General features: G+C 45.2%; 10 protein-coding genes and 1 pseudogene. 3 read left to right on the plus strand and 8 right to left on the minus strand.

From position 1 onward, the window contains the following. A partial coding sequence (gene mscK / locus ACRC27_RS05090; RefSeq protein ID WP_438639336.1) for a mechanosensitive channel MscK occupies positions 1–3,290 on the minus strand: 3,290 nt, incomplete at its 3' end. 457 nt (positions 3,291–3,747) lie between these two features. Here mscK and ACRC27_RS05095 point away from each other — a divergent pair. From ACRC27_RS05095 to amt, 3 genes are all read left to right on the plus strand, one after another. Continuing rightward, on the plus strand, positions 3,748–5,253 hold the full coding sequence (locus ACRC27_RS05095; RefSeq protein ID WP_438623046.1) for an amino acid permease: 1,506 nt from the start codon (positions 3,748–3,750) through the stop codon (positions 5,251–5,253). Positions 5,254–5,738: 485 nt separating this feature from the next. Further along, positions 5,739–6,077, plus strand: coding sequence for a P-II family nitrogen regulator (gene glnK / locus ACRC27_RS05100; protein WP_438623045.1), 339 nt, complete (start codon positions 5,739–5,741; stop codon positions 6,075–6,077). Positions 6,078–6,239: 162 nt separating this feature from the next. Further along, complete coding sequence (gene amt, locus ACRC27_RS05105) at positions 6,240–7,640, plus strand: ammonium transporter (RefSeq protein WP_438639339.1); 1,401 nt, start codon at positions 6,240–6,242, stop codon at positions 7,638–7,640. Between the two features lie 215 nt (positions 7,641–7,855). Here amt and ACRC27_RS05110 read toward each other — a convergent pair whose 3' ends face one another. From ACRC27_RS05110 to ACRC27_RS05140, 7 genes and pseudogenes are all read right to left on the minus strand, one after another. Continuing rightward, positions 7,856–8,812, minus strand: a complete 957-nt coding sequence (locus tag ACRC27_RS05110; RefSeq protein WP_438623044.1) for a CysB family HTH-type transcriptional regulator — start codon at positions 8,810–8,812, stop codon at positions 7,856–7,858. Beyond that, positions 8,809–9,102 carry a TOBE-like domain-containing protein gene (locus ACRC27_RS05115; RefSeq protein ID WP_438629931.1) on the minus strand — a complete coding sequence of 98 codons (294 nt, stop codon included), beginning with the start codon at positions 9,100–9,102 and terminating at the stop codon, positions 8,809–8,811. The genes ACRC27_RS05110 and ACRC27_RS05115 overlap by 4 nt, the downstream gene beginning before the upstream one ends. Then, positions 9,085–9,930 (minus strand): annotated as a pseudogene (locus ACRC27_RS05120) (sulfate/molybdate ABC transporter ATP-binding protein); the annotation flags it as partial. The pseudogene ACRC27_RS05120 and the gene ACRC27_RS05115, both read right to left, overlap by 18 nt. Then, positions 9,927–10,778, minus strand: a complete 852-nt coding sequence (gene cysW, locus ACRC27_RS05125; protein WP_438623043.1) for a sulfate ABC transporter permease subunit CysW — start codon at positions 10,776–10,778, stop codon at positions 9,927–9,929. The gene cysW and the pseudogene ACRC27_RS05120, both read right to left, overlap by 4 nt. Then, complete coding sequence (cysT, locus tag ACRC27_RS05130) at positions 10,775–11,614, minus strand: sulfate ABC transporter permease subunit CysT (RefSeq protein ID WP_438623042.1); 840 nt, start codon at positions 11,612–11,614, stop codon at positions 10,775–10,777. The genes cysW and cysT overlap by 4 nt, the downstream gene beginning before the upstream one ends. Positions 11,615–12,065: 451 nt before the next feature. Then, positions 12,066–12,695, minus strand: a complete 630-nt coding sequence (locus ACRC27_RS05135; protein ID WP_438639337.1) for a response regulator transcription factor — start codon at positions 12,693–12,695, stop codon at positions 12,066–12,068. A 228-nt stretch (positions 12,696–12,923) separates the two neighbouring features. After that, positions 12,924–14,266: ATP-binding protein (locus ACRC27_RS05140; protein ID WP_438639338.1), on the minus strand; the 1,343-nt coding region annotated here is incomplete at its 5' end.

Below are 14,266 nucleotides of genomic sequence, written 5' to 3' on the forward strand. Positions count from 1 at the left end.
ACGTAAATATCCATCTGGTTGAATGCAATCTCAATGTTGTTCTCGCGGAACAGGTGATCAATCCGGCGATTAAGCTCATCAACGGTAAAGCTGCGATCACGCAATTCACGCACATATACCCGCAATTCATGATCCAGCGTACTGGCACCAAAGGTTAAGAAGAAGACCAATGGCTCAGGATCTTTCATCACTCGCGCATTTTCATGTGCCGCTTGCAGCAGCAGTTTACGTGTTAACTCCAAATCAGAGCCATACGCAACCCCCACCCGAATGAGTACTCGCGTTACCGTATCGGTCAATGACCAGTTTTGTAACCGCTCAACCACGAAGTTTTTATTCGGGATGATGACCTCTTTCCGGTCAAAATCGGTCACTGTAGTGGCTCGAATACGAATTTTACTCACCGTACCGGTAAAATTACCGATGGTGATCGTATCGCCAATACGAATTGGACGCTCAAACAGCAAAATCAGGCCAGCCACAAAGTTCGCAAAGATCTCTTGCAAGCCAAAACCCAAACCAACCGATAAACCCGTTGCTATCCACTGCAATTTATCCCACGACATACCGATTGCTGACAGTGACAGCATGATCCCCAGTGCGGTAATCACATACGAGAGCATGGTTGTAATCGCGTACGATGCCCCCTGCCCCAACTGCAATTTTGACAGCACCAGTACTTCAAGCAAACCCGGTAAGTTGCGCGTAAGCACATACGCTACCACGGCAAATACAATGGCCATCAGAAGATCACGCAGGGTTACCGCATGTGTAATACCGTCAGTCGCATTGGTGTTAATCCACAGAGTCACACTGTCAAGGTATGAGATAACGGTGACTAAATCAGACCAGAGCCAGTAAAATGCGCCCAAGAAGATGAGGAATAACACCATGTTAGATAAACGTAATGACTGCTGGTTAATTTGCTCCAGCGCCATAGGTTGTTCATCAATAATCTCACCACCTTCGGCATTTTCGTGTGCTTTTTGCTGACGGCGAGCCATGGCACGGCGATACGCTAAACGGCGTGCTGCTACTGCCAAACCACGCAGAGCAGTTTCATGCACAACCCACCAGAGCATCACCAGATAGAAACTATCAATTAACTTGGCGGTGAGTTTCAATGAGGTGTAGTAGTAACCCAGCACGACTAAGGCGATCAGCGCTACCGGTGCAAGCATGATGGCAAACATCACAAACAAGCGCAGCAGACTGTTTCCGTTTTCATCAATACGGGAGCGAGAGATCGGGTAAATCAGGAATACCATCACAATCAGCATAGAGATGGTGATCACTTGCCCGATAGCATCATCAGCCAAACTAGAAGGCTCAAGTTCCCCAACCGTAGAGACTAAAATCAACGGCACAACTGCCAGAGCAATATAGTGCAATGAGCGGCGCAGGTGATTAATATCAGACTCTTGGCGATTGAAATGCGTTTCCGCAATCCCGCCCGGCTGTAACACGCGGGCCAACATGCCAAAGGCCTGATAAGCCAAAGCAAAACGCAGTGTTAAATGCCAGATAATTGCAGGACTACTTAAATTACTGAAAATAAACAGCATACCGAAACTGACCACAAAAAGTGTGCCCGGTAATACTTGCAACATTGTCAGCAATAATGCCCTGAGGGTATGCAGCTGTGAATCTCGGCGTAATTGCCCGATATCTGACTCAATAGATTGCAAATGCTTGGTCAGATCTTTACGTCGCCAGATAATTAATCCGGCCAAAATCAGTAACGGCACAATAGCAAACAGAAGCTTTAACTCTTGCCCAGCCCAGTTAGCAAGGTGAACATCGTTAACTATCTCTTGCGCCTGATAAAACATAGCAGCAGGTAACGCCCAGACCCATGCCCAGTCGAGTGGTTTGTTACTGGTCACCCAAAAAATTTGCTGTTGCAGGGTATTTTGTAGGCTGTTGCTAACACGTTGTAATTGCTGCTGGTTTAGCTGCAAATTAATCGACATATTCAGCTGATTACCCAGCTGTTTGTTGAACTGATCTAGCAGCTCTTTACGCGCATCAAGCACCTGAATTAACGCTTTACGCACCGGCTCTGATAATGGTGTATTGCCATTTTGCGCGGCGAGTTGATCGACATATTGATTAGGTTGATACAGCTCATCACGCTGGCGATTCACCTCAAACTGCTCTAAACGCAAATCAGCAATGCGCTCTTCCAGATTACGGGCTAAATCGGCATCGGGCAGCATTTGACGCTGTTGATACAAGATACGTGATAGCAGCAAACTCCCCTTTAATACCGAGATCTGCTCATTCAGATTGCGCTCCGTCTGTGTCACGCTGTCGAGCCAGTTTTTCACCTTGGTATTCTCTTGCACCATAGTGTTCACTTGCTGCGTTGCGTTGATCAGGTTTTGGCTTATCTGCTGATTCTTATCCAGCTCTTTAACCACCAGCGGGTTCAGATCTTGTGTTGACGTTTGCTCTGAGTCACTAACATCTGCAACGGTTTTCTCTGACTGGGTCAGATTATTTTGGTTAATTTGCTGCTGCAACAACTGCGATAACTGCTCATACTGGTTCAGTTGCTCAGTAAAAATATCACGTTGTTTCTGCGCGATATCTTGCAACGTAGTATTGCTATCTAGCTCTTTTTGTCGGCGTTCAATTTGCACATTTAAGAGTGCAACTTCAGTATTTAACAGCTGTTTACGCCCAGCAGTTAAACCATCTTGATCAGCTGATACCCCGTTGAGAATATTACGGATATCTTGAATACGCACATAGGCTTTACTCATCGCCGCCTGCGCACGTTCAGGCAGTGTCTGCATTGAGATTAATTGGCTGTTGACCGCCGATAACTGCTCTTGTGCTTTTTGTGTACTGGTTTGTGTATTACTGAGCTTTCGCTCTAATTCAGACAAACTTAAACGCTCAAACTCTTTATGCAGACGTGTTTCATCCAAACCATCACGCAGAGTGCTGAGTTGATCTTGTAACTGACGCAGCTGGGCTGGCGCTTTATCATATTGCTGCTGAATTTCACTGATCTTGCTTTTCTCTTTATCAATTACATCGAGAAAACCAATGGTTTGTTCCAGTTCTGTTTTTTGCGTGGTTTGAGTCGGCGATAATTTATCTTTTTTCGCCAATCCATCTAATTGCGTTTGCAGCTCTTCCGATTGCGGTAATTCAAATGAACCACTGCTAAAGTTAGGCGCAGCAGTAACTGTACTGCCACAAAAAAGAGAAAAAACCAGCAGTAAAGAGAGCCATGACGCTCTATTAACGCGGGAAAATACACACAATATCGGGGCCATAGTGTCCTAAAGCGAGTAAAAAAAGGGCAGTTTAATGGATAAGTAGAATACCAGAACTGCGCATTTTCCTACAGTAAAACGCACCCATTTTACGTCAAGAAATCAGCATAAAAAGAGATGAAAAAAGCAGGAGGAAAAGATACGTAACACATAAATAAGATATAAACTTAACCAATAATGCGGTTTAGTAACAAATAGGCACTGGAATAAATATCCAATATGTCAAGTAGCTAATTCACCCTAATTACCATTCACTGACACATTCAGTTACGTTTTTACGTTCTTAGAAATACTGTTAAAAATCAAAACGATAATAGTAAAATTCATACAAAAAAACAGCTTCATGTTCTGCTGAGATCAATTACGATAATTAATACTTGTGTTGGACATCACAAATCCGTTTTATATGCGTCTTTCCAACTGTAATAACGCTGTTTAAGAGGAGTGCCCATAAGCCATGCACGACGTCAATGAAACCAAAGAAGAACCGGCTCCAGGGCTAAAACGTGAATTAAAAGCACGCCACTTAACCATGATAGCTATTGGTGGTGCTATCGGTACCGGATTATTTGTTGCTTCGGGCGCTACCGTTGCCCAAGCGGGCCCCGGTGGTGCACTCGCTGCTTATGCCATCATTGGCCTGATGGTCTATTTTGTAATGACCAGTTTAGGTGAAATGGCCGCTTACATGCCGGTCTCTGGTTCTTTCTCGACGTACGGTGATGCGTTTGTCTCTCCGGCTATGGGCTTTGCTCTGGGTTGGAACTACTGGTACAACTGGGCTATAACCATTGCGGTTGAATTAACTGCCTCATCTATTGTGATGGCTTACTGGTTTCCGGCAATACCCGGAACAGTCTGGAGCGGTATATTTTTAGCCATTATTTTCTTTCTTAACTTCTTTTCAGTAAAAGGGTTTGGGGAAGGAGAATATTGGTTCTCTATGGTCAAAGTGATCACCGTTATTATTTTTATCATCGTCGGCGTGATGATGATTTTTGGTATCATCAATGACACCGCCAACACCCACGCAGGCTTGGCAACCTTCACCATGGGTGATGCACCTTTTGCCGGTGGTATTCCTGCCATTATTGGTGTGGCGATGATTGCTGGATTCTCATTCCAAGGCACTGAACTTGTTGGTGTAGCCGCCGGTGAATCCGATAATCCGAGCCGTAATATTCCGCGCGCGATCAAGCAGATTTTTTGGCGTATTTTGCTATTTTATGTGCTGGCTATTTTCTTAATTGGCTGCCTGATCCCCTATACCAACCCTGCCCTGCTGCAAAATAATGTACAGGATGTCGGCGTTAGCCCGTTCACCTTGGTCTTCCAAAATGCCGGTTTAGCCTTTGCTGCCAGCGTGATGAATGCCGTGATCTTAACCGCTATTTTGTCTGCCGGTAACTCAGGCATGTATGCCTCTACGCGCATGCTCTATAACATGGCTCTCAACGGAATGGCACCGAAGTTTTTTGGTAAACTCACGCCTTCCGGTGTGCCACGTAATGCGCTGTATGCAACAACTGTGATTGCAGCCCTGTGTTTTTTAAGCTCACTGTTTGGTGATCAGGCCGTTTATTTGTGGCTGTTGAATATTTCCGGCATGAGTGGCTTTATTGCATGGCTGGGTATTTCACTGTGTCATTACCGTTTCCGCAAAGGGTTTTTGGCACAAGGCCGCTCACTTGATGAACTGCCTTACCGCGCAAAATGGTTTCCTTTTGGCCCGTTATTTGCCCTAGCACTGTGTCTATTCGTGACTTTTGGTCAGGACTATCAAGCGTTTACATCAACCCATGTTGATATGCAAAGCTTAGTCGCAACCTATATTGGTATCCCGCTGTTTATTCTGTTGTGGTTGGGTTATCGCATTAAATTTAAGAGCCGTTTAGTGCGTTATGAAGATATGAAGTTTCCTGAAGCACAACCTGCATCAGTATCTGCTCAATCTGAAAAGTAGGCACGTTTAGTTACCATCAATAAAACCCGATGCCAGTAAACAGGAAATACCGTTTACTGGCATTTTTTATTGCACCACTACGTTGATTTGTTTAGCTTATATTTATATCTCTGCGCTCTATCCCTCATAACCGCTGTGTTCTACTCTCTTTATGCTCCGCACTTTTTCAGCGCGGCTGATTATCCTTCCATAAATTAACGTTTTTCTTGCTCTGCGTTATATCGCCAGATCTATTGATACGCACTGATACGGTGCAGTCACGGTATTATTACGCACTACAATAGTGCAATTTTTGCTCTATCTCTGTTTTTCCCTTCCCTTTTTTAAAAAGCTTTTTTCTAAGGATAGGGATAACAGCAGACACAGCCCCGATAAGCTGAAAAATAAAAATAAATTAAAGAACTTTTAACACCGCATTAATTTATGGCATACATTATGCGTATATCAAGGTAATCAGGTCATCCTGTTCATATCAAAGGAACACTATGAAACTCATTACTGTGATTATAAAACCCTTCAAACTCGAAGATGTACGAGAAGCGCTTTCACTGCTAGGAGTACAAGGGTTAACCCTGACAGAAGTGAAAGGGTTTGGCCGCCAAAAGGGTCATACCGAGCTTTATCGCGGTACTGAGTATGTGGTGAATTTTTTGCCCAAAGTAAAAATTGAGATCGCAATTTCTGATGATCAGCTTGAAGAGGTCATCGATGCGATACAAAAAGCGGCTTACACCGGAAAAATTGGTGATGGCAAAATTTTTGTCTGCGAGCTCAGTCAGGTAATTCGGATCAGAACCGGTGAAACGGATGATTCTGCACTGTAACAGCGCAGTAAGACCCGAGACTGATCACCATGATCAGGGTGCAGCACGGCATTTATATCATTTAGACGTTATACCGTTTCAGAGGCTGTACCGTTCAAGGAGCAACATCATGCAAGGAGCTATATTGTGAAAAAAATTCCCTATGCTGAAGAGAGGCCTGCCATGACACGCTCTTTATTCACTGTTTTTACGGCCCTGTTCGGCCTGCTACTGACCCTATCATCAGCCTATGCCGAAGGTGTTGCCCCCGCACCAGCAATTAATAAGGCTGACGACACATGGCTACTGATCTGTAGTGCGTTGGTGATCTTGATGTCAATTCCCGGATTGGCACTCTTTTACGGCGGGTTAGTACGTTCAAAAAATATGCTTTCCGTACTTGCGCAGGTGTTCACTGTCTTTGCTCTGATCTCTGTTTTATGGATAGTCTACGGCTACTCCATCGCCTTCACCGAAGGCAATGCCATTATCGGGTCATTCGATAAAGTGCTGCTTAAAGGTGTGACACCAGACTCAATTGCGGCCACCTTCTCAAAAGGTGTCGGGGTACATGAACTGGTTTATGTCGTCTTTCAGGGGGCATTTGCAGCAATTACCTGTGGCTTGATTGTCGGTGCGTTTGCCGAGCGAATGAAGTTCTCTGCAGTGCTGCTGTTTTGTGTCATCTGGTTTAGCTTATCGTATCTGCCAATGGCACATATGGTTTGGTATTGGGCTGGCCCTGACGCATACACCAGCGCAGAAGCGGCCAGTGCTGCTACCGAAACGGCGGGTTACTTATTCCGCCACGGCGCACTTGATTTTGCTGGCGGCACCGTTGTACATATCAATGCCGCAGTTGCAGGATTAGTAGGGGCCTATATGGTGGGCCGCCGTGTCGGATTTGGCCGTGAGGCGATGAAACCACACAGCCTAACCATGACCATGATTGGCGCTGCACTACTCTGGTTTGGTTGGTTTGGCTTTAATGCTGGATCAGCCCTTGAAGCCAACGGTACAGCAGCTCTGGCATTCGTTAATACATGGAGTGCCGCGTCTGCCGCCACACTCACATGGTTGTTTGCTGAGTGGCTGATTAAAGGCAAACCTTCGCTGCTAGGCGCAGTGTCTGGCGCTGTTTCGGGGCTGGTTGCCATTACACCGGCTTGTGGTTTTGTCGGGATCGGCGGCGGATTGGCTATCGGTCTACTCGCCGGATTAGCGGGCTACTGGGGTGTTCATATGCTTAAACGCTGGCTCAGTGCCGATGATGCCCTTGATGTTTTCGGAGTACACGGTGTTTGCGGTATTCTGGGCGCAATTTTGACCGGCGTGTTCGCTGACCCGGCTTTGGGGGGAACAGGCGTATGGGACTATGTCACCAACAGCGTAGCCGTCTACTCAATGTGGGAACAGGTGAAGATTCAGGCGCTGGGTGTGGGGATCACAATCCTCTGGTCAGGCGTTGTTGCCCTTATCTGCTACAAGCTGGTTGATATGATTATTGGCTTACGTGTGCCGGAAGAGGATGAGCGTATCGGGCTGGATGTGACCACGCACGGTGAGAATGCTTATAATCAATAATGTGTAATTTATCTCTTCTAACCTGATATCAGTGCCCGTATTAATAACGGGCACTGATGCTAATCATGATTTCGATTACGGCAGATAAGTTTCACACTTAGCGGTTGCATGTTAGAGAAAGCGAACAATAGCAAACCACATAACACACATTAGATATCTGTCTTAAATACTTTATTGTATAGACCTCGGTTTTACATATCTCACGTATGTATCCGTTAAATATCAAATTGTAAAACATGCTCCTCTTGCGGCTCTTTCCAGATAGCCTCTTTGATATCACTGATGCTTAAACTTGGATTACAAATTTGTAAAAAACTCAGCACATAAGCGCGCTGATATTGCGCCCTTCTTACCGCCAACCATGCGGTATTCGGTGCAAAAAGATGACTGGCATTGAGTTGTACCAAATCAGTATCTTTGCGTGCATCAAACGCCATCGAGGCCATAATGCCCACGCCCATATCCAGCTCTACGTATGTTTTTATCACATCAGCATCTTGCGCACTCAACACAACATCGGGTGTAAATCCAGCCTTTTGGAAAGCGCTATCGATACGAGAACGACCGGTTAACCCCGGATAATAGGTAATCAGCGGATACGCTGAGAGCAGCTCATGAGTCAGAATGGGCGTATGTACTAACGGATGATTTTTAGGCACTACAACCGAATGATGCCAGTGATAATATTCAAAGCAGACCAAATCTGGATGCTCATTAATTCGTTCACTGGCAATACCAACATCAACTTCACCACTGAGCAGCAGTGACACTATCTCATCGGGGCTGGCCTGATTGACCCCTAGCTGTACTTTGGGAAACAGCGGCCGAAACTCTTTTATCACGCCCGGTAATGAAAACCGCGCCTGTGTATGGGTGGTGGCAACCCGCAGATAACCGCTGTCCGTTGCCGAATACGATGATGCTAAACGCCGGATATTTCCGGCATCGGTCAGCATTCGTTCGACAATCACTAGCAGCTCTTTTCCAGGGTCGGTCATCCCCAGCAGCCTTTTACCACGCCGAATGAAAATTTCAATGCCCAGCTCTTCCTCAAGATCTTTGATATGCCGACTCACACCTGACTGTGACGTAAACAGTGAGTTTGCGACCTCAGTCAGGTTGTAATTACGTCTGGCAGCTTCACGGATGATCCTGAGTTGCTGGAAATTCATGCGGCGCGTTCTCCTTGTTTCGCGGTATGGGGTTTGGTTTGTTCAGCCGTAATGACTGACGGATAAACATGTGCACGCTGCGGGCAGAGGCGCACCTGTTTTCCTACTGTCAAACCAAGTTGGGCAATCTGTTCGCGGTTCATATCCACTTCTACCACGGCATTTTTCCCCGTATTTTCGGTAATAAATTCAACCCGAATACCCGAGCCTAAACGCAGTAAGCGCACCACTTTGGCCGGTGTACCTACATTAACATTAGCCGGTAAGACCTCAATATCTTGCGGACGCACATAAGCGATTGCATCACTGCCTGATAATGTACTTACACTGTTGGATATCGGTAAAATATGCCCGTGAAAATGGATATTATCACCGTTAACCTGACCTTGCAGTAAGTTCACTGTTCCCAAAAATTGATGTACGAATGGCGTCGCCGGTGACTCATACACATCATCTGGTGTGCCAATCTGCTCTACCTGCCCTTTATTCATCACCACAATGCGATCAGCCACTTCAAGTGCCTCTTCTTGATCATGGGTGACAAACAAACTGGTTACATGTAGTTCGTTATGCAGTTCACGCAACCAGCGGCGTAACTCTTTACGAACCTGCGCATCTAACGCACCAAACGGTTCATCAAGCAGCAACACCTGCGGCTCAACGGCCAGTGTACGAGCCAGCGCCACACGCTGACGTTGGCCACCAGAGAGTTCACTCGGATAACGCTGTGCCAGATGGCCAAGATGCACTAACTCTAAGAGCGTTAACACTTTCTGCCGAATTGTCGCTTCATTAGGGCGCAAATGGCGCGGTTTTACACGCAAACCAAACGCAACGTTTTCAAATACTGACATGTGCCGGAACAGTGCATAGTGCTGGAAAACAAAACCGACTTTACGATCACGGGCCGACAGTGCCGATACATCCTGCCCATTCAGCAGAATTTGCCCCTGATCTTCACGCTCTAATCCTGCAATAATACGCAATAGGGTTGTTTTACCACAGCCTGATGGCCCAAGTAACGCGGCCAGTTCACCGGAGCGAAAGGTCAGGTTGATATCATGCAAGGTGGCAAAGCCGTTAAATGCTTTTTGGATATGTTTGACTTCAACACTCATGATTCAACTCCTTGAGACAAGATGTGATTTTTTTGGCGTTCACGCATTTTATCAATCAGGGTTTCGGCTAATAAGGTAATCAGGCCGAAGCTGGCAAGCAAGCTGGCAACCGCAAACGCTGCAGCAAATTGGTATTCGTTGTACAAAATTTCAATGTGCAGCGGCATGGTATTGGTTTGCCCGCGAATGTGGCCAGAGACCACAGACACTGCACCAAACTCGCCGACCGCTCGTGCAGTACAGAGCAACACACCGTACAGCAAACTTAACCGGATACTCGGCAGAGTCACCCGCCAGAAGGTTGTCCAACCGCTTGCACCGAGCATAATAGAGGCCTCTTCTTCCTCTACCCCCTGAGATTGCAGTAACGGAAGCACTTCACGCGCCACAAACGGGACGGTAATAAAGGTGGTTGCCAACACAATGCCCGGTGTTGAGAAGATAATTTTGATATCAAATGCTTCCAGCCACTCGCCAAACCAACCGTTACTGCCAAACAGCATGACAAACATTAATCCAGCAACAACGGGTGATACTGAAAACGGTAAGTCAATCAAGGTAAGTAGAGCTTCACGGCCGCGAAATTTAAACCGTGCAATGGCCCATGCAGCACACACGCCAAAAACAATATTTAACGGCACTGACAGCAGGCTAACCGTCAACGTTAACCAGAGTGCCGAAAGTGCATCGCTGTCACTGAGGGCGGATAGGTAGGTATCCAACCCTTTACTGAATGCTGAAAGAAAGATAACGATGACCGGAATCACTAAAATCAGTGTAAACCAACTCAAACCCAATGCGATTAAGCTATAGCGAACCCAAGAGCGCTCTGTTTGCTGCCGGCTCATAGTCTATCCTCTTTAATTCCTTTACGGCTCCATGCGTGTAGCTGGTTAATCAGCAGCAGCAGTAAGAATGATACACCCAGCATCACCACAGCGATGGCGCTTGCACCAGCATAGTCATACTCTTCGAGATGGCTCATGATCATCAGTGGGGCAATTTCTGACACCATCGGAATATTGCCCGCAATAAAAATGACCGAGCCATACTCACCAATGGCACGCGCAAACGCCAAGGTAAAACCGGTAATAATTGCGGGTAATAAGGCAGGAAAAATAACCCGTGAGAATATCTGCCAGCGATCAGCACCTAAACAGGAGGCCGCTTCTTCGAGCATGTTCTCATGTTCACGGAGCACAGGTTGCAGTGTGCGTACCACAAAAGGCAGGCCAATAAAAATCAGCGCAATCACGATACCGGTTGGATTAAATGCCATTTTGATGCCATAAGGTGCTAACCAGTGGCCAATGACCCCGTTACCCGCAAACACGGCAGTCAACGCAATGCCTGAAACGGCAGTGGGCATTGCAAAGGGTAAATCGATCAAGGCATCAACCCAACGGCGACCGGGAAATTCATAACGAACCAAAATCCACGCAAGTAACACGCCAAAGACAGTATTGATCAAGGCGGCAATTAAGGCGGCAAAAAAGCTCAATTTATAGGATGCAATAACCCGTGGCTGGGTCACGATGTGCCAAAAATCAGTTAATGATAAATGGGTAAAACTGTACAGTACCAGTGCTGACAGCGGTAGTAACACCACTAAGCCCAGATAAACTAAGGTAAAACCAAGTGTAGGCCCCATCCCTGGGATCACGCTAAAAGAGCGAACTGCCATTGTATCCCCCACTGACTCATTTGTTACTACGGCATCAAATACTGTTGCCAAACCGTTAAAATAGATTGCTAATGCATACTATCGCGCGTTCGCCGAGCGGGGTGAAATAAGGAAAAGAGCTTTCTTATGCCTGTTTTTTGCTAAAGCGATATTTAATCGTCATTTTTGTCGATTTACCAAAAAATCATTAAATATAGCAAATTGTTATATAAGATTTGCTTGGAAATTGTACAGAAAAACTGTACAGAGGATCTAAAGAGGGAGTCGATATAGGGAAAATTATCAGCGCATAAAGAATATCAAAACAGCCATACAATTAATTGCACTGTATGCAGTTTATGCGTTTAACGTAATAAATCAAAAATAATAACACCGCGAAAATAAAAATATGCGTTTTGCTCATTAATTTCAATACTATGAGCTTTCTCTATTACTCCTATTTTTCTTTGTGTTAAATGTAATCACTGAGCATAAACAGATCTCTGTCAGACTCTATATTGAGTTTTCGGCGTGCTGATTGTTTTTGCGCGCTAATTGTTTTGACACTGCGGGAAAATTTCAGTGATATTTCAGAGACAGTCATTCCGTTAATATAACAACGTAATACTTCACGCTCTTTCGGTGTGAGTGCCTCTAAAAGACTATTCATATTTTCACCGCTGTTATCGGTGGTATTTTGTGATGACGTCAGTGAGATACCATTTGACTCAGGCCAAAACTCTTCACCACGAGCTAATTTTTTAATTCCATCAACTAGCGTATTTAATGAACTGCCTTTACTGATAAAACCTTTGACTTTGGTGCGCTTGAGCAATGATATTACGGTGGATGAATCAATAGACGAGACGACTAAAATCAGTAATTCTGGATTTCGAGTAGTTAAACGTTTGATTAAATTTAAACCGTCAACATCATCCTTGCCTAAAATATAGTCAACAATAACCAAGTCTGGCTTATTTTCTTTAATTCCTTTGGTCAGACTTGCGACAGTAGAATAACTTCCAATCACAGAAATTCGCTCTTCTTTTTTAAGAAGAGAGAGCATACCTTCCCTGACGATTTCGTGATCATCAAGAATCATAACACTGATACTTTTTTGCATCTTCGCTGGCCGACCTATTTTATTTTAGACGCGACGATATTTTAACCTTATTGCTAACCGATGCCATCTTTTTATATGACAAAATGCCAACAAGTTGCTGAAGTATACCACAACAGATTGAAATGTAGAAAAGCCATGTAAACCCGCACTAATGGCGGGTTTAAAAAGGCAATGCTTAATATTATCAAAAGCCTACGTCAGTACCACTCAATCAGTTAACTTTTCCAATTGATAAGCCAGCTCAGCAATATCCCCTTTTAATTTGATCACTTCACGATCATCAAGGTATAGCTCACCGCGTAATGCATGCTCCAGCCGTTTTGCCAGCACAGCAACGGCATCAAGCTCCAGTATATTTGCACCACCTAAAATGCGGTGAAAGGAGTTAGCCGCTCCTGAATAGTGCTGGGTATCTATCTGGACAAGGCCATCCGCTATATCCTGCTGACTCAATTCGATAAAGCGGGCAAGCAGCTTACCTTCACCGCTAAGATCACTCTCATGTATATCTGGTTTGTCTGAGTTTATATCTGACAAAGTGCTTTCAAAAGGTTCAGCGGTATCTATCCACAGTTCAAGCAGTGCTTTTAGCTGCTTAAGTGATAGTGGTTTAGTTGAAATACCATCCATACCAGAGTCAAGACAGCGGGCGTAGTGCTCTTCGCCGGAATCGGCTGAAATGGCAATAATCGGTGTCATTGGCAGATCTCGCGCGATTTCATTGCGCCGGATCCGCTGGGCGACTTCAAAGCCATCGAGTTCTGGCATATAGCAGTCAAGTAGAATCAGTGAGATATCGGTTCCTGCATCGAGCAACGCCAGTGCTTCATGTCCGTTACTGGCAGTGATAAAACGATAACCCAGCCGTTTTAACTGCTGACCAATAACAAATCGGTTAGCTTCATGATCATCAACCAATAAAATAACCGGATCATCGTGGGTTGTTACCAGCGGTTTATTACTTTGAGTGCGAGGCTCTTCTACTTTACAGGCAGTGGTGGGAATGCGAACAATAAAGCGCGAACCACGCCCTTTCTGGCTCTCTAATGAGATAGTCCCCCCCATCAGCTCCACCAACTCTTTGCAGATAGACAACCCTAGCCCCGTACCGCCAAATACACGGCTAGTGGAATTATCCACCTGTGAAAACGGTAAAAATAATTTGGTTTTATCCTGTTCGGCAATACCGATACCCGTATCCGAGACATCAAACTCCAGTATGCCATTATCCTGCCCTTTCTGATTACAAAAGCGAGCCGACAGGGTAACTTCGCCTTGTGCGGTAAATTTCAGGGCATTTGAAATTAAATTATATAAGATCTGTTTGACTCGCAATTCATCAATATTAAAGCAGTTATAATCTGCAATATTATGTTCGTGAACATTAAGGGTAATTTTTTTACGCTCAGAAATTATACTGTACTGCCGCTCAAGTTCGGCCAATATGGGTATTAATTTAACCGGACGCAAATCTATGTTCAATTTTCGCGCATCAAGACGCGACATATCCAATAGATTATTGAGTAGTGATAGCAGTAATTGCCCAGCAT

Origin of the sequence: Plesiomonas sp. (assembly GCF_051650925.1) — a bacterium.
Taxonomy (GTDB): Bacteria; Pseudomonadota; Gammaproteobacteria; order Enterobacterales; family CAMTGL01; genus Plesiomonas.

Excerpts from the sequence above, each read along its gene's own strand:
- ACRC27_RS05095 (WP_438623046.1), top strand. The coding sequence starts at position 3,748 with ATGCACGACGTCAATGAAACCAAAGAAGAACCGGCTCCAGGGCTAAAA.
- glnK (WP_438623045.1), top strand. The coding sequence starts at position 5,739 with ATGAAACTCATTACTGTGATTATAAAACCCTTCAAACTCGAAGATGTA.
- amt (WP_438639339.1), top strand. The coding sequence starts at position 6,240 with ATGACACGCTCTTTATTCACTGTTTTTACGGCCCTGTTCGGCCTGCTA.
- ACRC27_RS05110 (WP_438623044.1), bottom strand. The coding sequence starts at position 8,812 with ATGAATTTCCAGCAACTCAGGATCATCCGTGAAGCTGCCAGACGTAAT.
- cysW (WP_438623043.1), bottom strand. The coding sequence starts at position 10,778 with ATGAGCCGGCAGCAAACAGAGCGCTCTTGGGTTCGCTATAGCTTAATC.
- cysT (WP_438623042.1), bottom strand. The coding sequence starts at position 11,614 with ATGGCAGTTCGCTCTTTTAGCGTGATCCCAGGGATGGGGCCTACACTT.
- ACRC27_RS05135 (WP_438639337.1), bottom strand. The coding sequence starts at position 12,695 with ATGATTCTTGATGATCACGAAATCGTCAGGGAAGGTATGCTCTCTCTT.